The organism is Trinickia sp. HAY1-2D, from assembly GCF_056754935.1.
On sequence record NZ_JBPGWX010000001.1, the window covers coordinates 379,816 to 403,754 of the forward strand.

General features: G+C 63.8%; 18 protein-coding genes. 9 read left to right on the plus strand and 9 right to left on the minus strand.

Going from position 1 to position 23,939, the window contains the following annotated elements; genetic code table 11:
- Positions 1–131 precede the first annotated feature (131 nt).
- Complete coding sequence (locus ACR9ZC_RS01660; RefSeq protein WP_481578853.1) at positions 132–1,739, plus strand: PAS domain-containing hybrid sensor histidine kinase/response regulator; 1,608 nt, start codon at positions 132–134, stop codon at positions 1,737–1,739.
- Positions 1,740–1,773: 34 nt separating this feature from the next.
- On the opposite strand, the gene ACR9ZC_RS01665 is transcribed toward ACR9ZC_RS01660, so the two are convergent.
- Positions 1,774–2,400, minus strand: coding sequence for a glutathione S-transferase family protein (locus ACR9ZC_RS01665; protein ID WP_481578854.1), 627 nt, complete (start codon positions 2,398–2,400; stop codon positions 1,774–1,776).
- 105 nt (positions 2,401–2,505) lie between these two features.
- On the opposite strand from ACR9ZC_RS01665, the gene ACR9ZC_RS01670 reads away from it, so the two are divergent.
- A complete protein-coding gene (locus ACR9ZC_RS01670; protein WP_481578855.1) occupies positions 2,506–4,158 on the plus strand; it encodes an ATP-binding domain-containing protein in 1,653 nt (550 codons plus the stop codon).
- A 526-nt stretch (positions 4,159–4,684) separates the two neighbouring features.
- Positions 4,685–4,951: a YodC family protein gene (locus ACR9ZC_RS01675; protein WP_173256800.1), complete on the plus strand. Its 267-nt coding sequence runs from the start codon at positions 4,685–4,687 to the stop codon at positions 4,949–4,951.
- Between the two features lie 55 nt (positions 4,952–5,006).
- Here the strand turns inward: ACR9ZC_RS01675 and ACR9ZC_RS01680 are convergent, their stop codons facing one another.
- Positions 5,007–5,318, minus strand: a complete 312-nt coding sequence (locus ACR9ZC_RS01680) for a superinfection immunity protein (RefSeq protein WP_331566329.1) — start codon at positions 5,316–5,318, stop codon at positions 5,007–5,009.
- Between the two features lie 116 nt (positions 5,319–5,434).
- Between ACR9ZC_RS01680 and ACR9ZC_RS01685 the strand changes: the two genes are divergently transcribed.
- The 3 genes from ACR9ZC_RS01685 (at position 5,435) to ACR9ZC_RS01695 (ending at position 10,182) form a co-directional block, all read left to right on the plus strand.
- Positions 5,435–6,892 (plus strand): M20/M25/M40 family metallo-hydrolase, encoded by a 1,458-nt coding sequence (locus tag ACR9ZC_RS01685; RefSeq protein WP_481578856.1) that lies wholly within the window; start codon positions 5,435–5,437, stop codon positions 6,890–6,892.
- Between the two features lie 97 nt (positions 6,893–6,989).
- Positions 6,990–7,568: an NnrU family protein gene (locus ACR9ZC_RS01690; RefSeq protein ID WP_481578857.1), complete on the plus strand. Its 579-nt coding sequence runs from the start codon at positions 6,990–6,992 to the stop codon at positions 7,566–7,568.
- A gap of 394 nt (positions 7,569–7,962) precedes the next feature.
- A complete protein-coding gene (locus ACR9ZC_RS01695; RefSeq protein ID WP_481579684.1) occupies positions 7,963–10,182 on the plus strand; it encodes an NHL repeat-containing protein in 2,220 nt (739 codons plus the stop codon).
- Here the strand turns inward: ACR9ZC_RS01695 and ACR9ZC_RS01700 are convergent.
- A complete protein-coding gene (locus ACR9ZC_RS01700) occupies positions 10,160–11,446 on the minus strand; it encodes an MFS transporter (RefSeq protein WP_481579685.1) in 1,287 nt (428 codons plus the stop codon). The two genes, ACR9ZC_RS01695 and ACR9ZC_RS01700, sit on opposite strands and share 23 nt — an antisense overlap.
- Positions 11,447–11,575: 129 nt before the next feature.
- Here ACR9ZC_RS01700 and ACR9ZC_RS01705 point away from each other — a divergent pair, with 129 nt between their 5' ends.
- Complete coding sequence (locus ACR9ZC_RS01705; protein ID WP_481578858.1) at positions 11,576–12,493, plus strand: LysR substrate-binding domain-containing protein; 918 nt, start codon at positions 11,576–11,578, stop codon at positions 12,491–12,493.
- 55 nt (positions 12,494–12,548) lie between these two features.
- On the opposite strand, the gene ACR9ZC_RS01710 is transcribed toward ACR9ZC_RS01705, so the two are convergent.
- The 4 genes from ACR9ZC_RS01710 to ACR9ZC_RS01725 form a co-directional block, all read right to left on the minus strand.
- Entirely contained in the window at positions 12,549–12,761 is a 213-nt protein-coding gene (locus ACR9ZC_RS01710) for a DUF1059 domain-containing protein (RefSeq protein WP_331566319.1), read from the minus strand.
- Between the two features lie 179 nt (positions 12,762–12,940).
- Complete coding sequence (locus tag ACR9ZC_RS01715; RefSeq protein ID WP_481578859.1) at positions 12,941–14,338, minus strand: MFS transporter; 1,398 nt, start codon at positions 14,336–14,338, stop codon at positions 12,941–12,943.
- A gap of 147 nt (positions 14,339–14,485) precedes the next feature.
- The gene (locus tag ACR9ZC_RS01720; RefSeq protein ID WP_481578860.1) at positions 14,486–16,276 is read right to left on the minus strand and encodes a S53 family peptidase; all 1,791 of its coding nucleotides are present in this window, start codon (positions 16,274–16,276) and stop codon (positions 14,486–14,488) included.
- A gap of 366 nt (positions 16,277–16,642) precedes the next feature.
- Positions 16,643–17,560 (minus strand): hypothetical protein, encoded by a 918-nt coding sequence (locus ACR9ZC_RS01725; protein WP_481578861.1) that lies wholly within the window; start codon positions 17,558–17,560, stop codon positions 16,643–16,645.
- 125 nt (positions 17,561–17,685) lie between these two features.
- Here ACR9ZC_RS01725 and ACR9ZC_RS01730 point away from each other — a divergent pair, with 125 nt between their 5' ends.
- Positions 17,686–19,941, plus strand: a complete 2,256-nt coding sequence (locus ACR9ZC_RS01730) for a hypothetical protein (protein WP_481578862.1) — start codon at positions 17,686–17,688, stop codon at positions 19,939–19,941.
- A gap of 32 nt (positions 19,942–19,973) precedes the next feature.
- On the opposite strand, the gene ACR9ZC_RS01735 is transcribed toward ACR9ZC_RS01730, so the two are convergent.
- Positions 19,974–21,659 carry a S10 family peptidase gene (locus ACR9ZC_RS01735; RefSeq protein ID WP_481578863.1) on the minus strand — a complete coding sequence of 562 codons (1,686 nt, stop codon included), beginning with the start codon at positions 21,657–21,659 and terminating at the stop codon, positions 19,974–19,976.
- 136 nt (positions 21,660–21,795) lie between these two features.
- Between ACR9ZC_RS01735 and ACR9ZC_RS01740 the strand changes: the two genes are divergently transcribed.
- Positions 21,796–22,866 (plus strand): AI-2E family transporter, encoded by a 1,071-nt coding sequence (locus tag ACR9ZC_RS01740; RefSeq protein WP_481578864.1) that lies wholly within the window; start codon positions 21,796–21,798, stop codon positions 22,864–22,866.
- On the opposite strand, the gene ACR9ZC_RS01745 is transcribed toward ACR9ZC_RS01740, so the two are convergent.
- Positions 22,808–23,938, minus strand: a complete 1,131-nt coding sequence (locus ACR9ZC_RS01745) for a VOC family protein (RefSeq protein ID WP_481578865.1) — start codon at positions 23,936–23,938, stop codon at positions 22,808–22,810. The two genes, ACR9ZC_RS01740 and ACR9ZC_RS01745, sit on opposite strands and share 59 nt — an antisense overlap.
- Position 23,939 lies beyond the last annotated feature (1 nt).

Here is a 23,939-nt window from a genome sequence, read left to right on the forward strand (position 1 = left end):
AGCAGTTGGCCTGCGGCAGTGCCATCAACTGCGGCGACGGGCGGATATTGCATAGGCATACATCATGCTTGAAGGGTCATCCAATACGCTACCGTGCGCCCGCCCTCAACGAATTCTCATCGTCGTCGCTTATGCATTCGGATCTCCCCGCCTGGGACGCTCGGCCAACGTCGTCGGTGCCGTCTGCGCTCGAAGCGCCCTTCGAGGAGCGTTTCCGGATTCTTATCGAATCGGTCCAGGACTACGCGATTTTCATGCTGGACGCCGATGGATATGTCATCAGCTGGAATCCGGGTGCGCAAAAGATCAAGGGCTATGGGGCCGACGAGATCATCGGTCGGCACTTCTCGACGTTTTATCCCCCTGAGGACGTAGCCCGCGGCAAGCCGGCGGCGGAGCTCGCGGCGGCAGCCGCCGATGGTTCGGTGGAAGACGAAGGTTGGCGCGTGCGAAAAGACGGCTCGATGTTCTGGGCCAATGTCGTCATCACGGCGGTCTACAAGAACGAGGATGGCGTGCGCAAGCTGTGCGGGTACGCGAAGGTCACGCGCGACATGACGGAGCGCAAGCGGCTGCGCGACCTCGAAGCGGCGAGTCAGCACATGAACGAGTTCCTCGCGACGCTCGCGCACGAACTGCGTAATCCGCTGGCGCCCGTGACGAACGCGTTGAGCGTCATGATGCTCGAGCCGCTCATCAGTCCGACACTGAGGCAGTGCCGCGATCTCATCGACCGGCAGATCGCGCATTTGACGCGACTCGTCGACGATCTGCTCGACGCCGGGCGGATCACCACGGGCAAGATCGCGCTGCGGCTCGCACCGGTCGATCTGCGCGAGGTCGTGTCGCGCTCGGTTGAAATGATCCGGCCGCACGTCGCCTTGCGCCAGCAACGCGTGGACGTTCACGTGCCCGAGGAGCGCGTCGTCGTCAACGGCGACATGGCGCGGCTCGTGCAGGTTGCGCAGAACGTGCTCAACAATGCGTCGAAATTCTCCGAACACGGCGGCCGCATCGTCGTGTCGGTTACCGAGGAGAGACAGACGTTCGCCGTTCTTCGCGTCTCCGACAACGGATGCGGCATCGAAGCCGGAGCGCTCGAATCGATTTTCGATCTCTTCGTGCAGGCGGACCACCGGCTGGAGCGCACGGAAAGCGGGCTCGGCATCGGGCTTACGTTGTGCCGGTGGCTCGTTCAGATGCATGGCGGGGCCATCAGCGCATCGAGCGATGGCCCCGGTTGCGGTGCGACTTTCACGATTCGCTTGCCGCTTTACGGGGCGCAGATTGCGGCGAACGACGACGCGCGCATGGGCGCTGCGGCCCCCAAGGACCTCGAGCCGGCGCTGACCATTCTCATCGTCGACGACAACCACGATTCGGCCGACAGCATGGCCATGTTGCTGCGAATGAGAGGCCATAGCGTCGATGTGGCCTACAGCGGTGCCCAAGCGCTCACGTTCGCGCACGAGAACGCCCGCATCGACGTGGCGCTGGTCGATATCGCGATGCCCGGGGCGGACGGCTTCACCGTGATGCGCCGCCTGAAGGAGACGCCGGGGCTGCGGCGCGCGCTATTTGCCGCCATGACGGGGTTCGGCCAAGCCAGCGATATTGCCCGCTCGCTCGACGAAGGCTTCGATGTCCATCTCACGAAGCCGGTGCAGTTGCCGCTCGTCGATGCCTTGCTGCAGCGTGCGATCGAACGGCGTTCCGCGCCCGGGCAACCCGGTGTGTAGGCTTGATCGCGCCTACCTAGGGCGCTGCGAAGGCTTACGTGAGCGGTCGATCGATATGTTTTTTGAACGGCGCGCGCTGCGCGAGCCGCTGATACCAGCGCTCGAGGCTCGGCATGGGCGGGCGTTCGATGCCTTCGAGGCCGAACCAGCGCTTCGCAAAGGCGCCAAGGACGATATCGGCGATCGTGAATTTGTCGCCTTCGATGTGAAAGCGGCCTTGGAGATGCTCGTCAAGCAGTTTCCATCGCTTCGTGAGCGTTTGCAGATTCGCCGCGAGTGCGGCCATATCGCGGTTTTCCGGCGGCGTGCGCACCAGGGTGGCGAAAACCGGGCGTTCGGCCGGCTGTAGCATCGAGAGCGACCAGTCGAGCCACCGGTCGATGCTGGCGCGCAACTTCGGTTCGCTCGGATAGAGCGAGCTCGACGCGCCGTATTGCATGGCCAGATAACGCAGAATCGAGTTCGATTCCCACAGCGAGAACGTTCCGTCGACGAGTGTCGGAATCTGTCCGTTCGGGTTGAGCGCGAGGTAATCGGCATCGTCGACGTGGCCGAACTGCATGCCGGCATCGATGCGCTCGAACGACAGACCGAGTTCGTCGCAGCACCAGAGCACCTTTTGCACGTTGACCGAGTTCGCACGTCCCCAAATCTTCAGCATCTTCAAAAGCCTCCCAGTGAAAAAATGCGGCGCCCGCAAAGGAGCCGGCGCGCGCGGTTTGTACAATACGCCGAATTCGAACCCTGACGCGAGAACCCGTTCCCCATGGCCCGCCTGATTCCCGACGATTGGAAGAACGTTGCCGCAACCGGCGCGGCCGAGCGCGAGCGCGAGACGCTTGCGCTGCTCGAAGCGATGCTGCCGGCGAGCTACACCGTTTATCACGGCGTGCATTGGACGCGATTGAATCGGAGTTTCTCCGTCTTCGGCGAGGCCGACTTCGCGATCGTGAGTCCGGCCGGCCGCGTGTTGCTCGTCGAGCAAAAGGCCGGTTTTCTGCGCGAGACGCCGAAAGGCCTCGTGAAGGTCTATCTGCAGACGGAACGCAACGTCTCGGTCGAACTGGCTCGCACGCTCGAAACGATGCATCGCCGCTTTACCGCGGCCTTCGGCACCGGGGCCTATGGCATCGAAGGCTTGCTTTATTGTCCGGACTATATCGTGAAGGACACCGCGATTGCCGGACTCGCGCCCGAGCGGATCGTCGACGCCCCGCGCAGGGAAAGACTCGTGTCGGTCATCCTCGACGCGTTGCCCGCCGACGAGCCGCGTTTGCCCTGCGCGCCGAAGATCCACCACTATCTTGCCGACGAACTCTCGCTGACACCCGATGCGAGCGCGCTGGTCGGACAGGCCGGCACGCTCGTCACGCGGCTTTCGGGCGGATTGGCGACGTGGGCGCGCCGCCTTCAATTCGAGCCGTTCCGGTTGCGCGTAATCGGCACGGCCGGTTCCGGCAAGACGCAGCTCGCGGTGCAAGTGATGCGCGATGCCGCGGCGAGCGGCAAGCGCGCGCTCTACGTCTGTTTCAATCGCCCGCTCGCGGACCATATCGCACGCGTTGCCCCGGAGGGGGCGAAGGTCGCGAACTACCACCAGCTTTGCGATTGGATCGCGCGCGATGTGGGCCGCGCTCCGGACTTCCAGTCCGCCGACGTTTTCGCGCGTCTGGAGGCCGTTTTCGCGCAAGCGCCGATCGGTGAGCATTGGCGCTTCGACGTGCTGATCGTCGACGAGGGCCAGGACTTCCAGGAGCCGTGGGTCGAGGCGCTCGCCCGTCTCGTGCGGCCCGGCGGTGCATGGTGGTGGCTCGAAGACCCGCTCCAGAACCTCTATATGCGCGAGCCGGTGGCGCTGCCCGGCTGGACGGTACTGACGGAAACGACGAACTACCGCAGCCCGCGCGACGTGCTCGATTACGTGCGCGACAAGGTTGGCGACGCTGCTCCGCGCGCGGCGGGGCTCGGTTCGGGCAGCCCCTTCGACGGCTCGCAGGTCATTTTGACGTCCTACGAGGATTCGGCCCCCTCGGCCGTCGTCGAAGCGACCAAGCGCGCGATTACGCAGGCGCTGGCGCTGGGCTTCCGGAAGCAGGACATCGCAGTGCTTTCCTACCGGGGCCGGGAAGGCTCGGTGTTTACGGTGCTCGATCAGCTCGGGCCCCATCGCCTGAAGAGTTTCACCGGCAAGTACGACCTGTTCGGCAGCCCTGAATACCGCGACGGCGACGTCCTGCTCGAATCCATATACCGCTTCAAAGGGCAGTCCGCCCCCTGCGTGATCCTGACCGAGGTCGATTTTGACGCGCTCGACGAGCGCGCGGCTCGCAAGCTCTTCGTCGGCGCCACACGGGCGACGATGAAATTGATCGTCGTTGCATCGCAGCGCGCATCGGCAGCGCTCGCGGTACCGCAGTGATCGCACCGGAAATTCCCGGTTTCGGGCGGAAACCGGTTTCCATTGCTCGCGCGTAAATCGAGCGTTCATCTATGAAACTTGAGGCGATCATTTGATCCGTTCGAAATCAAATGCAACGCACGCTCGATTGATTTAGATCAAACCGGTAACCGGCTCCGAAAAACGATTATTGGCTTCCACGTATATTGTCCCTCGTCGGACATGCGATAAGCTGAGAAAGGGTACCCATAAAATAGTATTGTTGCGCCGGTTCGACCGTCCGCGGCTTGTTCCAAGCCCTACTGGACGGGCGCGGCGGGCAGAGGCGAATCTGCGGCGGATAGGGACTCGAGGGTAATCGCCAGCATCAGGATTACCCTAAATCCGCTTGTAGAATAAAAATTCTATGGGTAATCTTTGTCTACCCCTTGCGTTAATCGATGAGGGGGCAAACAGCAGGTTGTTTCGATAATTCGCTTTTCCGTTCGCCCGCGAACATTCCGGCATTATCGATTCGGATCGATAACTTTTGACGGGGCGCAAACCTATGTATACAGGATCATTCGATCGGCAGGAGCAATTTTGCTCCGGCGATGTCGTGACGCTGAAGACGGGCGGTGCACGTATGACGGTCACGCATGTCGGCTCCACCGACGATGGCGGCAGTTGGTTGCTGTGTCAATGGTTCGATGAGCACGGCGAATTGCGCCAGGAAAAGTTTCTGCAAGATGCACTATCGCGCGAGCCGCGCTCGATCTCCCCGGGACTCGTCCGGCTTCGCGCACACGCCGGCTCGGCCCGCTCCCAGGCGTAGCCCCCATTCCGCTTGAACCGCGCGCGCCGCACTGGCGGCGTGCCCGGTCCGTACCTCACCGATCCTCAGCTGTTCTGTCGCGAGCCTCTCTTCGCGCCACGCGCGCAGCGAGCGCTTGAGAGAATGCGACCATCGTGTGCATGCGGCGTTTGCGCACCACCTCGTGTTCGACGCCGGGAGGGGGATTCGGCAGCGTCGCCCAATAGAGCGCGATCAGCCAGCCGAAGCCGGTCCAGCCAAGGCATGCGTTGAAAAGGGCAATCGTCAGAACATCGCGGCGGCGCCGGCGATCGGCGGTGATCGCCGGCAGGAAGTACAGCGCGAGCGCCGCGAAAACTTCGATGCCTTCGATGATCTCATCGAGCATGGTTCGCGCTAATCGACGGTAGTGAGCCGATTGTCGCGCGTTCCCGGCGTTCGTGCACGACGCGGCGGCAGGCACTATCATGTGCGCTTTGACCGATTGCGACGGTGCACTGAGCCATGACAGCAGCCGATGCCACGCAACCGCCGCTCGATCGCGGCGCCCTGAGCACATTCGTCGAGCGCAAGTGGGACGACGAGATCGTTCCCGCCTTGACGGATTACATCGCCATTCCGGCAAAGAGCCCCGCATTCGACGCGAACTGGTCCGAGCACGGCTATCTCGAGCGCGTGGTAGCCGATGCGGCGGCCTGGGCCGAGGCGCAGCGCGTGCACGGATTGACGCTCGAGATCGTGAGGCTGCCGGGGCGCACGCCGGTGATTTTTTTCGAGGCGCCTGCCACGCGTTCGGGTAGCGGCGAGTCGATCGTCCTTTACGGGCATCTCGACAAGCAACCCGAGTTCGAGGGCTGGCGCAGCGATCTCGGGCCCTGGACGCCGAAATACGAGGACGGCAAGCTCTACGGGCGCGGCGGCGCCGACGACGGTTACGCCATCTATGCGAGCATCTGCGCGCTCGCGGCACTCGATGCGCAGCGCGTGGGTCGGCCGCGCTGCGTCGGCCTCATCGAGACTTGCGAGGAATCGGGCAGCTACGACCTGTTGCCCTACGTCGATGCGCTGCGCGAACGGCTCGGCGACGTGGGTCTCGTGGTCTGCCTCGATTCCGGTGCCGGCAATTACGATCAACTGTGGCTGACTACATCGCTGCGCGGCCTCGTCGGCGGATCGCTCGAAGTCGAGGTGCTCGACGAAGGCGTGCATTCGGGATCGTACGGCGGTATCGTCCCGTCGAGCTTTCGCGTCATGCGCCAGCTTTTCGAGCGGCTCGAAGACGCCGCGACGGGCAGGTTGCTGCCGCAGGCGTTTCATTGCGCCATTCCCGAGAACCGGCTGCGAGAGGCCGAGGAGACGGCGCGGATCCTGGGCAACGAGGTCTGGAAACCGGCGCCCTGGGCGTGCGGGCAGGACGGCAAGCCTGTCTTGCCGGTCACGACGGACGCGCGCGAAGCGCTGCTCAATGCCACCTGGCGTCCTTCGCTTTCCGTCACCGGAGCGGCCGGGCTCCCGGCGCTCGCCAGTGCCGGCAACGTCCTGCGCCCGCGCACGGCGTTCAAGCTGTCGTTGCGCGTACCGCCGCTCGTCGACGCGGCGCGGGCGGTTGCCGATCTCAAGGCACTGCTCGAACTGGATCCGCCTTACAACGCGCGAGTGACATTCAAGTCCGAGGCGAGCGCCGCGAACGGCTGGGATGCGCCGGAACTCGTTCCCTGGCTGGCCGATGCGCTCCAGCATGCGTCGCAGGCTCACTTCGGCGCGCCGTGCGCGTTCATCGGGCAGGGCGGAACGATCCCGCTCATGAATATCCTGCAGGCGGGATTTCCGCGCTCCCAGTTCGTCGTATGCGGAGTGCTGGGCCCGAAATCCAATGCGCACGGACCGAATGAATTCCTTCATGTCCCGTTTGCCAAGCGGCTGACCGCGGCGATGGCCGAGATCGTCGCCGCGGCACCCTGATCCCGATCGAGCGCTTTCCCGCGCTACCGTATGCTCGACCCGTTCGTATCGGGCGAGCCGAAATACGAACGAAACAATAAATAGTGGAGAGTTCGACGTGGGGACGTTGATTCTTGGCTTGATCGTCTTTCTTGGGATGCACTCGTTACGTCTCGTCGCGGAGCCCTGGCGCAACGCGAACTTCGCCCGGTTGGGCGAGACCCGTTGGAAGGGCCTCTATTCGATCGTTTCGGTCGCCGGTTTCGTGCTCATCGTCGTGGGATACGGCATGGCCAGGCGCGCGCCCGTCGTGCTATGGGCGCCGCCTTCCGGTGTCCGTCATCTGACGGCGCTCATCGTCGCAGTGGCGTTCGTGCTCATTGCCGCCGCCTATGTGCCCGGCAGCCGCATCAAGCGCATCGTCGGGCACCCGATGTACGCCGGGATCGCGCTATGGGCGGTCGGCCATTTGCTCGCGAATGGAACGCTTCAGGCGCTCGTGCTGTTCGGTGCATTCTTCGTCTGGGCCACCGCCGGATTGCTGGTGTGGCGCCACCGGGATCGGCTTGCCCGCGTGCGATATGCCGCAGGCTCCGCGGCCGGCGACTTGCGGACGGCCGCGGTCGGCCTCGTCGCGTGGGCGCTTTTTGCATTCCTTCTGCATGGCTGGCTGATCGGCGTTCGTCCCCTCGGCTAAGCCGCAGCGCTCTGCCCCCTCATACGCCCGGCGTTGCGTCGGGCGGCTCCGTACGCCACTCTGCGCCGCGCACCGGCGCCTCTCCCGCCTTCCTGCCACTCGAATCGGTAAAAATACCCCAAATCTACCTATTATGTCGGACTAGTCCTACGGCGGTTCGGTATATCCTACGCGACTCTCCGTCTTGCGCCGATTGTTACGACAGTTACATTAAGTAACAATCACGCTCATAACAAAGGGTGACTGCCCTCTGTTGCAAGAATTACCGGCTCGCGTCCGCTTCACACCCGCACGATCCCCGGATTCAACGCAACGGCAGATCGATAAGAGCGCAAACGTTTGGCACTCCTAATTAAAAACAGGGCGCCATTTCGCGGGGAAGACCATGCAAGAAATGATTCGCGAGGCGCGGCCCTCGCGCGGGGATGCTTTTGTCAAAGCAGTGCGGCGCGTCTGCGTTCCACTGGCGATACTTTCGGCGCTCGTGCCGGTGTCCGCCTCGGCGCAGACCACGCTGAGCTATACCACTTCCTGGATCGGCAACACGTTCGGCTATGGCGATGGCAAATGGGTCCAGCTCGATGTCGAAGCGATGGCGATCGGCACCGACGGAACCGTTTATACCGATGCGCCGTGGGACGAGAGCGGCAGTGAGATCAGTGCCTACAAGGCCGGTACGAAGGTGGCCTATGCCGGGCAGACGCACGGGTGGGGCAATGGGGGCGGCGACGCCGTCGCGGTCAACGGTACTTATCTTTATGCGGCAGCGTCGATCGGCAACCAGAACGGGACGCTCGTCGGCAGCGGTTATCCGCCGAGCAGTTCGCAATGGTTCGGCATTACGCGCCGCACGCTTTCGAATATCGCGCAGGGCGCACCGTTCGCAAGCGGCGTCGGCAACCTGGCCAATCCCGCCAAGAACAGCTTTCTCATTCTGAATACCGTAGCGAACGGCACGGACGCCGGCGTTCGCGGCCTGGCCGCGACCAGCACCGCGCTCTACGTCGCGAATACCTACACGAACCAGATTCAGGTGTTCGATGCGAACACGATGGCGCCCGTGCGGTCATGGAGCGTGCCGTCGCCGGGCAATATCCTCATCGATACCGATGGATCGCTCTGGGTCATCCAGGGGCTCGCGACGAATCGCACGGTGAATCACTACTCGTCGACCGGCGGTGCGTTGGGCGCCGTGACGTTGCCGACCGGTACGGTGCCAGTCGGTCTCGCCTTGTCGCCGTCGAACCAGATATTGATTGCCGATAGCGGCGCGTCGCAACAGATCCTCGTCTATGGCAAGACATCGACGGGCGGCCTGCAGCCGGTGACCGGGATCGGTACGCGCTACGGCATTTTTGCGTCGACGCCGGGTGCGCCGGGCGACTGGCGCTTGAATGGCGTCACGGGCATCGGCTTCGATGCGAACGGCAATCTTTATGTTGCGCAGAACGGATTCGGTCCGCGCACGCTGGGCTCGACGCAAAACGGCGAGGGCACGGTACTCGAAAGCTACAACTGGTGGACCAAGGCGCTGAACTGGCGTCTGCAGGGGCTGCTTTTCGTCGATGGCGCCGCGATCGATCCGGCTTCGCCGAACGATGTGTTCAGCGGCTCGAAGCATTTCAAGCTCAACTATGCGGCCAGCGCGGGGCAGGAATGGTCTTATGCGGGTTTCACGCTCAACCGGTTCCGTTATCCTGACGACCCCGCGTTTCATACGACGCGCGGCGTGCGCGGCGAGCCGCTCGTGCGCCGCATCAATGGCGCGCGTTATCTGTACACGCAAGATATGTATTCGCACTACCTGAGCGTCTATCGATTCGATGCCGCGACGAGCGGCGAGGTGGCGATTCCTTCGGGATTGTTGTCGCAGAATCCGATTCCGGGAGGCTGGCCGGCGGGCCAGCCGACCTACGGCGAATGGATGTGGCGCGATCAAAACGGCGACGCAACCGTGCAGGCGAGCGAAATCCAGACGAACCCGGCAACAGGCAACAGCGTCTACAACGGCTACTGGTGGGTCGACGATGCGGCCAACGTGTGGCTCGCGACGGGGGGCAGCGGAATTCGCGAGATGCCGCTGCAAGGTGTCGATTCCGTCGGCAATCCGATCTACAGCTACAGCACCGCGAAGACGTTCCCGATGCCGCAGCCGTTCACGAGGATCTCCCGCATCGTCTACGACTCCTCGAGCGATACGATGTACATCTCGGGCTACACGAGCACGGCGCCCTACAACTCGGCGAATTGGAAATCGATCGGCCGGGTGCTGGCCCGCTACAACAACTGGAGCTCGGGTTCGCCGCAATTGCAATATGTGATTGCCCTTGCTTACTGCCCGACGCTGAGCCCGCCTGTGATCCCCGTCAGTCTCGCGCATGCCGGCAACTATGTATTCGTCGCGGAGGATACGACGGCGAAACTCGATGTCTATGATGCACGCACGGGCCAGCAAGTCGGCTCGCTGGCACCGGGTGCAACGGTGGGCGGCATCAGCGGCTGGATCGACACCGAAATGGGTATCAGCGCCGCCGTGCTTTCGACCGGCGAGTACATCATCCTTGCCGAGGAAGACGCTCGTGCCAAGGTACTCATGTACCGGTGGAAGCCTTGATTGCGGCGCGCAAGCCCGTGGCGGGCCGCGGAAACAGCGTGTAGACCGAAAAGGCGACGATGCCGGCAACGAGCCAGACGATCGTCCATGACGTCCCCGACAGCAGGTGCGCGATGACGAGCGGTGTGACGAACAGGCCCGCATAGACGACCGTGTTCGCCATGCCGAGCGCCGTTCCGGCACGCGCCGCGCCGGCCAGCGTCGCAAGCTCGGTATAGGCCACGCCGTGCCAGGCCGACACGCAGATTCCGGCCGCCACGAGCAGCATCACGAGCATGCCGACCGGGACATCATGGCCTGCGCCGGTGGCGGCCGCGAGAATTGCGAACGATGCAGCCGCCACGAGCGTCGAGCCGCGCAGATAAGCACGCCGATTGCAGTGGCGGTCGGTATGGCGCCCGCTCCAGACGCGCATGACCATTGCGCCGAGCTGAACGGCGGCCATCGTTACACTGATGCCCGCTGTACCCAGTCGACCGAAGTCGTGCAGGAACACGCTGCCGAACGTGATGACCGCGAATTGCGGCGCGCACAGAATGCCGATGGCGAGCGCCACACGCCAGATCTGCCGATCGGCGAGCGGACCTAGCGTCGATGTCGGCGCCGGTGCCGACGAACTGCCCGCATCGTCCATCGGGGGACGATGCAGCCAGCGCCACGTAAGCACCGCGGCCATCGCGCACATCAGCGCGAGCGTACCGTACACGGCGGCAAAGCCGTACGAGGAAGCCAACCACGGCAGCAGCGATGCGCCGATTCCGCCGCCGAGCGGCACGGCCGTCTGGCGGATGCTCATGGCCAATCCGCGCTCGCGCTCGCCGAACCATCTCATGACGGCCCGACCGCTCGAGCCGTTCACGCTGCCGCCGAAGACGCCCACGATGCACATGCCGACCGCGATCAGCGCGAGCGGGGGAACCGAGGTACTCGAAGGCACGCCGGCGAGCAGCAGCATAAAAAGAGCGAGGGCGAATCCGGCCAAGCCGATGAGCAGCACAGGCCGGTCGCCGAAACGATCGGTCGCGACGCCCCACGGCAACTCCGAAACGGCGAGCCCCAATCCGATCGAACCCAGTACGAGACCGAGGCCGGCGTTATCGAGGCGATAATCGGTCCGCATCCACACGCCCGTCGTCGGGATGCCGGCCGCTGCCGCGGAGAAGGCTGCATTGGCCACGACGCCCGCCGCCAGAACTTTCCATCGATGCGAGGCGCCGAATGTTTTCGGCTTCCGTGCTGCATGACCCATCCAGTGCAGGTTCATTCCCATGGCTCCCAATCGTTCGACATTCGATGTTTGACGGGCGCAGTGTCGCACTCTATGATCGTCCCGAAAATCGCAAAATTTTGAACCCGTAGTTCGGAAAACCAGGACGATCGAGCGAGAGCCGCCATGAGTCATATCAACTTCGATGTCGCCATGCTGCGCAGCTTCATCATGGGCATGGACCTCGGCAGTTTCGCCAAGGCAGCCGAGCGTGTGGGGCGATCGACCTCGGCGGTCAGCGCGCAGATTCGCAAGCTCGAGGAGCAGACCGGCACACCGCTCTTTCTCAAAGCGGGGCGCGGCCTTGCGCTGACCGAGGCCGGCGAGATTTTCCTGCGCTACGCCCGGCGGCTCGTCGAGCTCAACGACGAAGCTCTCGCCGCTACGCGCGGCACCGACTTGCAAGGCTGGGTGCGCCTGGGTCTTCAGGAGGATTTCGGCGAGACTTTGCTGCCGGCCGTGCTCGGCCGTTTCGCGCGCGCACATCCGAAAGTGCGCATCGAGGCGCGCGTGGCGCGCAATACCGATTTGCTCGCCCGGCTCGACGCCGGAGAGCTCGACCTCGCCCTCGTCTGGGACGACAGCGATCTGTCCGCCCATGCGCGGCGAGTGACCGGCAGGTGCGTCGAAGTCGCGAAGCCCGCGGTGCAATGGATCGCGTCCGATGCGTTGCAATGGACGGCCGAGCGGGGCGAGCCGCTGCCGCTCGTGCTGTTCGACGGTCCGTGCACGATCTGCGGGATGGCCACCGCGGCACTCGATCGTGCCGGAATCGCATGGCGCGTCGCGCTGACGAGTCCGAGTCTTGCCGGACTATGGGCGGCCACGGCGGCGGGGCTCGGCGTCACGATGCGTACGCACTATGGCTTGCCCCAGGGGTTGCGTCCGCTCGACGCCGATGCATGCGGGTTGCCGCGCCTGCCAGCCTTGTCGCTCGTGCTCGTGCGGGCGTCCAAGGCGTCGAGCGCGCCGGTCGAGCAGCTTGCTTCGATCATGTTCGATGCTGTGCGCGGTTACGTCAGCCCGCTCGCCATTGCGGCGTGATGCGGGCCGAACATCGTTGGTAGCAGCGGGGTTGGAGGGGGCATCCGAAAGCGGCTCACGCGCGCTGAGGTGCAGTGGCGGGCGGTGTGCCTTCGTGGAAGAGGCTGACGAGTTGCGCCCGCAGCTCCGGGGAGTCGACATGGTGATGGATTGCAACGGCGTGCTGCACGGCGGCTTCGACCAGCTCTTCATCGGAGTCCGCCGCCAATGCGACGGTACAGTTCATCTCGCTTGGAAACTCACGGCAATCGATATATTTACGCGTCATGGCATTGCTCCTTGTGCGAGCGTGCGTGGGGAGGGCGGTGCGCGCCATCGCTGGCGCCCGCGGGTTCGAGCGGCCGGCCTTTCTTCAGTGTTTTGAAGGGAATATGAAAGCTTGCGCTCGGCCTCTATGTGATAGGCCTTGCCGCGGCAAACTGGAAGAACGTAAACCCGGAGCGGCGCTCAGCCGCGCGAGCCGCGCGCGATCTCGTCGCCCGCATTGGGCTCCAGACGGCGTGTGATCGGAATCGAGCCGAACGAGAAAAGACCGACGACGAGGAATGCCGGCCAGAAGTCCGACCACGTCGCGTGGGGATGGCCGTGCGCCGAGCGTGCAATCTGCACGACGATGCCGCCGATCGTCACGCCGAGACCGAGCGACATTTGCTGGACGACGCTGCCGAGGCTCGTCGCTCGCCCGACGTCGCGGCTCGCAATATCGGCATAAATCATCGAATTGAGGCTCGTGAATTGCAGCGCGGGGAAAAACCCGCCGAACAGCACGATGATCCAGATGAGCCAGACTGGCGTGCCCGGAAAGAACGAGCCATACGCGGCGATCGCAACGCCTGCAAAGACTGCGTTATACATGAGCACGGTGCGAAAGCCGAACGTTCGCAGTACGAACGAAGTCAGCGAACGCATGAACATGCTGCCGAACGCCGATGCGCAGGTGATGAGGCCCGATTCGAAGGCGGACATGCCGAGCCCTTCTTGCAGCGCGAGCGGCAGCAGAAACGGCACCGCACCGAGCCCGATGCGGAACATCGAACCGCCGAGCACGCTGGCGCGGTAGGTCGGAATCCTCAGGAAGCTCAGATCGAGCACGGGTCGAGCGGCGCGTTGCGCGTACAACACGTAAAAGGCGAGCAGCAGCACACCCGTCAGGCACATTTCGTAAGCGGCCCGGTCCTCGATCAGTTCGGCGCCGATGAACGACATGCCGAGCAGCAGCAAGGAAGCGCCGATGGCCGAGAGCAGGAAGCCGAACCAATCGAGCGGGCCCGGGTGCGGTTCGTGCGTGTTGGCGATGTGGCGGTTGGTGAGATAGATGCCGAGTATGCCGATCGGCACATTGATGAAGAAAATGAGGCGCCAGTGCAAATAGGTGGTGATGAAACCGCCGAGCAGCGGCGCCGCGGCCGGCGCGAACATTGCCGGCAGGCTCAGGTAGTTCATTGCGCGCACGAATTCGCTTTTCGGCACCGAGCGGAAAATGATGATGCGCCCGACCGGCACCATCATCGCGCCACCGATGCCCTGTAAAAAGCGTGCAAGCGTGAAGAGGGGCAGCGAACGCGAGGCGGCGCACAGCAGCGAGCCCGCAATGAAAACGCCGATGGCAGTCCGAAACACGGTGCGCGCGCCGAAGCGGTCCGCAAGCCAGCCGCATATCGGGATGAACACGCCCAGACCTACGACGTAGCTCGTGATCGCCACTTTCAGCGCCACTGGGTCCGTTCCGAAATCGCGTGCCATCGAGGGCAGCGCCGTGACGATGATGTTGGCATCCGCGCTTTCCATGAACAGCGCACAGGCAACGATCAAAGGCGAGATGAATGCTTGGATGGCAAGCGGCATGAAAAAGCGGCGTTGCGGCGGCGGGCACAAAGCACGAATTATGCGCCGAGTTTGCCGCATGCGCGCGCAACCGCACGCCCCAAAATCAAAATATCGGTTGCGCGCGCAACGAGCTCAATGCCGAGCCATGGGCCGGATGTGGTTGCGCTACCGTGCGAAAGGATGCCGCTCGATGTAGGCGGCAAGGCGGGCCATGTCGAAACTGCCCCAGCCGGTCGGGTAGTCCCAACCGCTGCCTGCGACGTAGCCGTTGCCGTTATACCCATTGTTGCCCGCGGTGACATCGTGCACCAGCGATGGCGTCGCGCCGACCGAGGCATAGATGCTCGACGCCGGGAAGCCGAGCCCGTTGTCGCGAGCCGATTGCAGCCGCGCCCAGAATCCGGCGAACAGCGGCGACGAGAGACTCGTGCCCCCGACCTGCATGACCTCGCCGCCGACGCGGATCAACGCTCCGGTGCTTTGCGCGGCATCGAACGCGATGTCCGGCACGGCGCGGTTCGTGGGCCGGGGGCTGACGGCCAGCGAGCGCTGCCACGATGGCGCTGGCAGATAGGCGCTCAAGCCGCCGGTCGATGCCCAGAGCTTGCCGTTCTGATCGAGGCCTTCGTTCCAGACCGTCTCGCTCGCGTAGCCGCCGTTGCCGCCGGTGAAGAGCGTCGTGCCGCCGACGGCGATGACGTGAGGCGACGAGGCCGGCCATGACAGCGAATAGGTGCTGCCGTCCGGGTATCCGCGGTTGTTGCATTCGTAGGCACCTTCGTCGCCCGACGAGACGGAGAAAGTCTGGCCCTGCGCCACGGCGGCCGTGAAGATCTGTTCTTCGGTCGCGAGCGTTCCGTCCGCGTCGGCATCGGCTTCGCACCAACCCAGCGAGACATTGATGACTTTCGCCTGGTTGTCCGTGACGGCCTGGTTGAACGCCTGCGTGAGGCCGGCGTTGCCGGCGTCGAGATCGGCTTCGTAAAAGACGAGCCCGCCGAGCGCTCCGCCGGCCGCGCCGACGATGCTCTGGCTGTCGAGATCCCATTCGACCTGGCCGTCCGGATCGTCCGCGTAATTGCCGTCCGGGTTGCCTGACCGGACCGCCGAGACGTTCACGGCGGGCAGATTGTTGGCGCTCGTGAACTGGCTCAGATCGGACGCGGCTTGATTGGCACCGCCGATCGTGATGATGCCCACGGTGGTGTTTTCAGCGCTTGGCAGCGTCGCCGCGTTGTAAATGCCGGGGAATTCGAGCGGATCGTGACCGATCGCCGTGCCGCCGCCGGCATTGGCTGGCGGCGTGCGCGGGCCAATGCGCGCCATCGTGTGTGCGCGTGTGATGTTTTGCAGGCCGAGCACGGCCATGACCGATTCGCCGAGGGCTTGCGGCACCTGCGCCGCCGCGGCATTGGCATACGCCGCCCGCCCGTTTCGGCGAAAGTGCACGAGCGGGGTACGGAATGCGGTTTTCACGGTGCCTGCGGTGCCGTCGGCGGAAATCAGCATGCGGTTTTTCGACACCTGAATGTTGATGAACCCGTTTTGCCGCAAATGGGCGACCACGCGCTCTATTTGCCGGGGCGTCGGCGCGAAGCGCTCGAGGAACGTCTCGGGTGTCAGGAACTTGTGATAGTTGGGATCGGCGGGACGGGTGACCGCGGCGGCCAGGTCGCGCAACTGGCCGAAGTCCCGCGCTTTCATGGCCACGACGATGTGTGCGGCCTCGCCCGCCTTAGCTTCCCGCGTGGGCTCGACGGCGAAGGTGCGCAGTTGGCGCGGGTTGAGAAAGCCGCGTGTGGCGGTGGCAACCCATTGGGGGTTCTCGTGCAAGGCGGCGGTGCGCGCAGCGGGGTTCGCATCGGGCGCTGCCTCGACAACGGCCGCCGTCGCCTCGACCGACACTGACCCTGCGGCAAGTGCCGCTCCGAGGCACAACGGCGATATCGACCGCATTAATTTTGCTCTCGATTTCAATTCGACCTCCTAAGGGATTGCGCTTTGCCAGGAAAAAGCCGGCATTCTTTTCAAGCTGCTCGATCGATTCCGATGAGCGCATCCAACGTAAGAGACAAAAGGTTTGCCGTACAGCTGTCAGATGTGTGAGGGAGCGTCCTGCGCGCCGCGCAGAGGGCTATGGGGACTGCGGCGACCCTGTCTTATCGATAAACGCGTATGCGAATCCCGTCGTTTTTATCGCCGATATAAACCGTATATCCGGTTTGAATCGCCGTTCCAGTGATCGGGAATATCGCTTGATACATGCGAAACGCGTCTTCTGAATTTCGAGCGCTTAGTGTTGGCGAGCCGAGGGCGGCCGGGCTATCGATATGAGGCCGCATTGCCGATCGCGGGTGCGCTCGTCATTCCCCGCGTTCCGACCTGCTCGCTCGGACTGGCTGGCGACCGTCCTGATTCCAATTCCGCCTTGGCGTGCGTACGCGCCATCAACGTCAACACGTTGACGAACTGATCGCGGGCCTCACGCAGAAACCCACTGGTCAACCGCATGGTCCTGCGCGACTCGTCGTGCGAGAGCGCCCCGCGCGCTTCCGCGCCATTGAGCACGTTGCGCACGTGCGACTTCGACAGTCCCAGCATGTTGGCCACAGCCGCGCCGCTGATCGCGAGGTCCAACGCCTCGTCAACCGGCGTGCGCGCGGCGAGACACGCCTGATAGTGCGCGCGCAGCAGCGCATAGGCAATGCGTTGCCCGCATTCGTGATCCTCGAACCATTGCCACTGCGTAAAGCGCTTGCCTGCTTCGGCCACGCCGTCGATGACGATGATCGATGCCCTGACGAAGCGCTCGAAGTATGCGTTGTCTTCATCCAGCCGGTTCGCGCATTCGGCCGGCATGATGCCGATGGCGTGCGCGAGTTCGAGATGATGCCGCAGCCAGGTCCTCAGTCCCTCGACGACCCGCGGGCCGGGGACGAGGAACTTCTGCCTCCGGTCCGTCGGGTCCGGCTCGACCGACACGAGTCGTGCCACCTTCGCGATGCCGATGAAAGCGGCCAGGGTGCGCCCGCTGCCCGTTTGCGCCTGCAAGCTGGCCAGGGTGGGACGCGGCCCCACGCCGGCTGTCGAGTCGAAATGCGCAATGACGAGTCGTCCCATGGCGTGGGACTGGAACACGCGCGCAAAAATCTTGTTGATCAGCCGCTCGCCCACGAACAGTTCGAGCACATGCTCGGTATGGCGCAGCACGGCGCGGGCATAACGATCGTCGTCGATCATGAGGTCCTCACGTTTTCATGAGCGTAGCGCAATAGATGCAAAGTTTGGACTTGTTGCGCGCTTGTTCGTCGTCCGATCATTGGCACGCTTCAACCCACAACGAAATCACTGACGAGGGGCCAGCCATGTCAAGCCATGACGTTACCGACGCACCTGCCGATACCGACGATCTCGGTGCACCGTATAGACCGGTTCGTTTTCGCATTCGCTCTGCACTCGCGGGGGGCCGTCCGGTGGGCACCCGCTTTTTCGACAGCGCTGAACATTGGTCCGTCGTCGACGGTATGTCGCTGCCGATGGCAGATGGCTCATTCGCCGATGCCGCCTCCTATGAATTCAAATTGAGCAACGGTGCCAAACTCAAGTTCGGGCAGATTCTCGCATTGGCCGGCGACTTCTACGCCATTCCCACCAAGCCGATTTCGGACCAATCCGACACGGAGCGCGCATTCAAGGATGCGTTCGATACCCTCGACCATGGCGACACCGGCGAGATCGGCCGGATTCTCGCAATCATGCAGGAAGAGTTCCAGGCGTTGACAGAAGCAATTCTTTCGGGCGATCCGGCCCACGTCGCCTACGAAAAGTTCGGCGATAAATGGAATGCCCAATACAACCAGGCGACGGGCGGCTCCGGCAAATCGAACTACTACCAGTCCATCGGCGACTGGGGCCGCTTTATGTGGCTGGTCTCCTACAACTGGGATCATTTCGGCGAGCATGCCCGTGTCGTTTATTCCGCGGGGCTCTCACTGGCGATGAAGACGGCGGCCGAAGGCCACGGCCAGTCGGGTCCCGCTGCCAACACGGCGCTGTTGCGAGCTTACATGTACCTCGCTTTCGCGTGCCACTATCTGACCGACAGCTATTCCGCCGGTCATCTGCGTACGCCGCGCCGGCATATGCATGATTTCAACGCGGCGCATACTTCGACCGTTCACTTCGCGCCCGATGCATGCTCGAACCTGATGCACAACGAGGACAGCTATAACGGCCTTTGGGTGCGCAACGAGGCGGGCGACCACTGGATCGCCTTTGGCGACGGCCGGTACTTCGACGAAGCCAACCGGGCGAACCGAAACGTCATGCGCGCGGCCCTGCGTGAAGCGATTCGCGACGTCTACGAGGCATTCGAGCGCGGCGCATTGCCGGCCAGCGCCCGGTCGCACCGCTTGCTCCCGGATTTGCCGCTCAGCGCCGATGACAAGAACAATTACTCGCCGCTCTTCACCGTCGTGAAACCGGGTGAGATGGCTTATCGGCGGGAATTTCCGACCGACCCCAAGGCCTACCGATGGCTGAAAGTGGGCGACGGTTATCGGCGCTGGGTGGGTACATTGCTCGACTTTCACAGCATCTTCAAAATCGCGATGCGAGGCGCGCCGCCGAAAACTGGAGAAAGCAGCGGCCCGAACGTGCACGACCGCGATGACGTGGCCGCCTGGCTCGCGCAGGGAGGCCTGCTGCAATCGCAGGGCGTTCCATTACTGACCGACGCGACGCCGTCGTTGCTGGAACACGGCGGCCGACTGTGGGTCTGCGTGAAGCAGGGCAGCCAGTTGCTCGTCGGGACTCATACCGGTCAGTGGAGCGAGTTCGAGCCGATCGGAGTTGCCGATGCGTCGACGGGCGGTTGTCTCGTTGCTCATCAAGGCGTGCTCAACTGCTTTTATGCCGATACGGGCGGAGCAATTCAATGGTTGCAGCATCGAGAGGGCGCGTGGTCGCCCCAGGGGCCGGTGACCGCGCAGGGACAGGTTGCGCTGACCGATGCGATGCCGGCCGCGGTTTCGCTCGCGCTCAGCAATCAGTTATGGCTGGTCTGGAAAGCACGCGGCGATAGTTTGCTTCACCGCGCCTGGCGTCAGGGACCGGACTCGCACTGGTCGCCGTTCGACAACATGTACGGTGTGGGGCAACCTCCCTACGCCGCGCGAACCGACGATCAACCGGTGGCGGTGTACACGCCCGGCCAGGCGTACTTCTACTACCGGTCGCACAACGGTTATTCGTTGTACTGGCTGACACTCGTGGACTATACCGACGGCGCGCTGTCGACTTTCGGCAATCAACCTGTCGCAACGGCCGATGGGTGGCAGCCCACGACTACCGGTGCGGTGGCGGCGGCCTCGGCGGGCGCAGCGAATCGTTCGCTGATGGTCTTTCCTGCGCACTCGGACGGGCGCCTTTCTTCCGTGGCCCAGTATCAGGGCAAGCAGTCGAATGTTCCGCAATTCCTGGTCGATAGCGTCGTCACTTCGGACGGCCATCCTCTAAGGAGTCGCTTCACGCCTGCGCTGACGCACTTCGCCGGCAAATATTGGCTGCTCACCGTCGACCCCGATTCGCGGCAAGTCATGCTGGCTTTCGGTTTGCAATAGACAACGCAAGGAAAAATGCCCGCCGGTGCCGGTCATCGGCGGGCATCGCGCCTTGTCGCGGTATCGTAAAAACGCGCCAGGTCTCGTTTGAGTTCGTGCAGCGCCGCATCGTCGAGATAGATCATGTGGCCGCTCGCATAGTGCGTAATTTCTATGTGCGAGCGCAGCGAGGGCTCCAGGCCCAGATGGGCCAGGTCGTATTCGGTCGAGAAAAAGGGCGTCGCGAGATCGAAGTAGCCGTTGGCAGACAGCACGCGCAAGCCGGGATCCTGTCGCATCGCTTCGGCGAGGTCGCCCGCGGCATAGGGCACTTGGAGCGTTTCGCCCCACCACATGCGATGTTTCGAGTTCCAGGCGCTGAGTACCTTGCTGTTGAAGACCAGGTAGGGGAGGGGCGACTGGTAGTCGAGGTCGCGCGTGAGGTGCTCGTGGAAAGCCGCATCGAACGCGCTCACAATGTATTTTTCCGACGGATCGAAGTCAGGTGAATCCAATGTCGAATCCGCTTCGATTCCCTTGAAACGCCCATCGTAGCGGCCGACGCTGCGCGCCTCGTCGCGCAACAGTACCTGGCGGAACTGAGATGGCCGGACACGCAGGTGGGCGGCGATCACGTATTGCACGTCGAGTCCGGTGTAGCGCGCGAGCTGCGCCGCGACGGCATCGCGTTCGCTGTCCGGGAGTGCGTCTCCCTTGGCCAGTGCCGCCGAATAGGGCCCCGCCGCGAATGCGCGCACCTCGTCGAGAAATGCGGGCAGATCGGCTGCGCCCGTATCGCGGATTTTGCCGTGGTACCACGCGACGGCTGCATACGAAGGCAGATAGCGCACACTGGCGAGATCGTAACCGGGCGCATGCACGTTCGCATTCAGCACCGACGAAAGCAGTACGACGCCGTTGACTGCGATTTGATGCTGGCCCAGACGGTAGGCGAGCATGGCGGCCCGCGTCGCGCCGTACGATTCGCCCATCAGAAATTTGGGCGAGTTCCACCGCTGGTTGACGGTCAAATACCGGTCGATAAAGCGGACGAACGCATCGAGATCGCCGTCGACGCCATAAAACTCCTTGCCGCTTCCGTGGCCGATCGGGCGCGAGAACCCCGTGCCCACCGCATCGATGAACACGAGATCGCTCTTGTCGAGCAGGGAATCGGGATTGTCGGCGAGCGGGTAGGGCGCGGCCGGCGTGGGCGCCGGGCTTTGCGTGTGCACCCGTTTCGGCCCGAGCGAGCCGATGAGCAGAAAGACGCTGCTCGCGCCCGGGCCGCCGTTGAAGAGAAACGTCACCGGTCGATGTGCGGCGTTGCCGCCCCGCGCCGTGTAGGCGACATAGAACATGCTGGCATCAGGCTCGCCTTTTGCATCGCGTATCAGCAGCGTGCCCGCGGTTGCGCGATAAGCGATCCGGTGGCCGTCGATGCCGATCGTGTGCTCCGTGACCTTCGATGTTTCGTTCGGCGCCGGCAATGCGGTCGATGCCGCCACGGCGGTGGAGGCCCCGGACGCGGTCGACACGGCCGCTGCCGGCGCCGCATGCGCACTGACGGGCGTGTCGGGCGGAGCGGCCTCGTCGTCGGCCGCGCGCGCGAGCGGACTAGCGAGGCAAAGCGCCGTCGACAGGCAGGCAAGGATGGCGCTCACCGGGCGCGCACGGCGGCTCGGAAACGCGGTGCGCAGGGCCGGGCGATGCGGTAGGCCAATGCAGCGAGGACGCATGGAGACTCCCGACAAAAAGTGGGTCCCGTCGGGCGTCGCGCTCGTAGGCAAACGCTGACGGAGTCAATGCAGCATAGATCGTGGAATCGATCCTATAACATGTGGTCCCATCGTCCCCCAGATGCGAGCGTTTCCGATGTCATCCAATCATCCTCTCCTTTCCCCGATGCGCGACACCCGCAAGGCGCAGCGGATCGCATGGCTCGTGCTCAACGTAGTGCTCATCGGGCTTGCGCTCTGGGTGATACGCGATTTCATCGGGCCTGTCGTCTGGGCTGCTGTCATCACCATCGCCCTGTGGCCGCTGCTGTTGCGGATATCCGGCCCGCAGCACGAGCCGCGCAGGGCCAGCGCGATCGCGCTGTTGCTGACGATCGCCGTCGGTTTGTTCGTCGTCGTGCCGGTGGTTGTCGTCTTTGCCCAGACCGTGAGCGAGATGCATGACCTTGCCGCATGGTTCAAGGACGCCATCGCCAACGGCATTCCCGTGCCAGCCCTTCTGTCGAAGCTGCCGTTCGGTGGCCAGGTCGCCGACTGGTGGAGCGCCAATCTCGCGCGGCCCTTGATCGGCTCGCCGGCCATGGAGCAGTTGCACGGCACGGCGACGGTCGTCACGGTCGGCCGGCACGTCGGCTTTCTCGCGCTGCGCGGCATCGTGCACCTGGGCTTCATGCTGCTGGTGTTGTTCGTTCTATTGAGGACCGGCCCTCAACTCGCCGATCAGTCGGTCAGGGCGGTGCGGCGTCTTTTCGGCATGGCGGGCGCGCGCCTTGCCGTGCGGATGGCGGCGGCGGTCCGCGGGACGGTGACGGGACTCGTCGTCGTGGGCTTCGGCGAAGGTGCCTTGATCGGCATCGCTTACGTATTCGCGGGTTTGCCGCACGCCGCGGCGCTGAGCCTTTTGACGGCCATCGCCGCCATGTTGCCGTTTTGCGCGCCGATCGTCTTTTGCGTTGCCGCGCTGTGGCTCTTCTCGCACGGTTCGGCGACGGGCGCGTTCGCCGTGCTGGCGACGGGCGCCGTCGTCGTATTCGTGGCCGAGCACTTCGTGCGCCCGGTGATGATCGGCAATACTGCGCGATTACCGTTTTTACTCGTGCTGTTCGGAATTCTCGGTGGCGCGCAAACTTTCGGGCTCGTCGGCCTCTTCATCGGCCCCGCATTGATGACTGCGCTTGCGGTGGTGTGGCGCGATTCGGCGCAATAGGGCGGGGCGTGGCGACGCACACGGCTGGCTCCCGCACGGCCGGCGCGCCCGTGCCTGTGCCCGTGCTTGTCCCTGCCGCGCGCATTTTCTTTTCGGCCGCCGAAAAGAGATCTTTGATGTTGCCGGCACCGAAGCCGCGAGACCCTCTGCGCTCGATGAACTCGAGAAAGAGACTGGCCGTGTCGTCGCTGAAAGGCGTCACGAACGCCTGCGCGAGCTGTCCATCCTCGTCCTCGTCGAGCATGATGCTCGATGTGCTTGCCCGTGCAAGCGCGCTGCGATCGCTCAGGCGGCAAGCCATCGACGCATAGATCCCTTCCGGGGGCTTGAGGAAACGAAACGGTGTGCGGCTCAAGCGCTGTGCGAAGCCGAAAATGTCGCTGACGCCGAACGCAATATGCTGCACGCCCGCGCCGTGCTTCTCGATGAACTCGTCGATATGGCTACGCCGGCAGTGCGCCAGCGGGCAATTGAGCACGTAGGTCATGGAGGCGTCTTTCGATCTCACTGCACGGGTGACGAGTCCGAAGCCGCCTGTTTCGATCGTGTCGCTATAAACGGCATCGAATTCGAGCACGTCCTGCGCAAACCGCACGGCCGCATCGAGCGCGCCCGGCGGCAAGCAAAAAGCCAGGTGATCGATGCTGGCGAGCACGTTCTTCGTTTCGACGGCAGGGCGATATCGCGTGCGTGCCCGCGACGAAGTGCTCCGCACACGTTCCATGAGTGTATGGGGCGGCAGGCCCAGCGGGTGCACGCGTGCACTGAGCACGCCGGTCTCGTGAGGGCGCGCGCCCGGTGAAATGGAAGGCGCCCGCAGGACAGTCGCCCCGGCGCGAATGGCCCGGCGATAGCATCCATCGAAATCGTCGGTGGCGATCGCGATGTCGTCGACGATCACTTCGCTGTTGCGTACCGGAGCCAGTGTGCGGGCTTGATCGATCGCGAGCCGCGTTCCGCCTATGAGGAAATCCGTCGTGTCCCCGACAGCCGAAGGGCCAACGGTGCTGGGCTCGAGACCTAACAGCGTGACGAGACGCGTCGCCGTTTGACTCGGGTCGGTCGATCGCAAA

Coding starts and splice junctions, on each gene's coding strand:
- ACR9ZC_RS01720 (WP_481578860.1), bottom strand. CDS start 16,276: ATGCGGTCGATATCGCCGTTGTGCCTCGGAGCGGCACTTGCCGCAGGG.
- ACR9ZC_RS01680 (WP_331566329.1), bottom strand. CDS start 5,318: ATGCTCGATGAGATCATCGAAGGCATCGAAGTTTTCGCGGCGCTCGCG.
- ACR9ZC_RS01660 (WP_481578853.1), top strand. CDS start 132: ATGCATTCGGATCTCCCCGCCTGGGACGCTCGGCCAACGTCGTCGGTG.
- ACR9ZC_RS01725 (WP_481578861.1), bottom strand. CDS start 17,560: ATGATCGACGACGATCGTTATGCCCGCGCCGTGCTGCGCCATACCGAG.
- ACR9ZC_RS01730 (WP_481578862.1), top strand. CDS start 17,686: ATGTCAAGCCATGACGTTACCGACGCACCTGCCGATACCGACGATCTC.
- ACR9ZC_RS01735 (WP_481578863.1), bottom strand. CDS start 21,659: ATGCGTCCTCGCTGCATTGGCCTACCGCATCGCCCGGCCCTGCGCACC.
- ACR9ZC_RS01670 (WP_481578855.1), top strand. CDS start 2,506: ATGGCCCGCCTGATTCCCGACGATTGGAAGAACGTTGCCGCAACCGGC.
- ACR9ZC_RS01665 (WP_481578854.1), bottom strand. CDS start 2,400: ATGCTGAAGATTTGGGGACGTGCGAACTCGGTCAACGTGCAAAAGGTG.
- ACR9ZC_RS01705 (WP_481578858.1), top strand. CDS start 11,576: ATGAGTCATATCAACTTCGATGTCGCCATGCTGCGCAGCTTCATCATG.
- ACR9ZC_RS01700 (WP_481579685.1), bottom strand. CDS start 11,446: ATGAACCTGCACTGGATGGGTCATGCAGCACGGAAGCCGAAAACATTC.
- ACR9ZC_RS01685 (WP_481578856.1), top strand. CDS start 5,435: ATGACAGCAGCCGATGCCACGCAACCGCCGCTCGATCGCGGCGCCCTG.
- ACR9ZC_RS01710 (WP_331566319.1), bottom strand. CDS start 12,761: ATGACGCGTAAATATATCGATTGCCGTGAGTTTCCAAGCGAGATGAAC.
- ACR9ZC_RS01695 (WP_481579684.1), top strand. CDS start 7,963: ATGATTCGCGAGGCGCGGCCCTCGCGCGGGGATGCTTTTGTCAAAGCA.
- ACR9ZC_RS01675 (WP_173256800.1), top strand. CDS start 4,685: ATGTATACAGGATCATTCGATCGGCAGGAGCAATTTTGCTCCGGCGAT.
- ACR9ZC_RS01715 (WP_481578859.1), bottom strand. CDS start 14,338: ATGCCGCTTGCCATCCAAGCATTCATCTCGCCTTTGATCGTTGCCTGT.
- ACR9ZC_RS01740 (WP_481578864.1), top strand. CDS start 21,796: ATGTCATCCAATCATCCTCTCCTTTCCCCGATGCGCGACACCCGCAAG.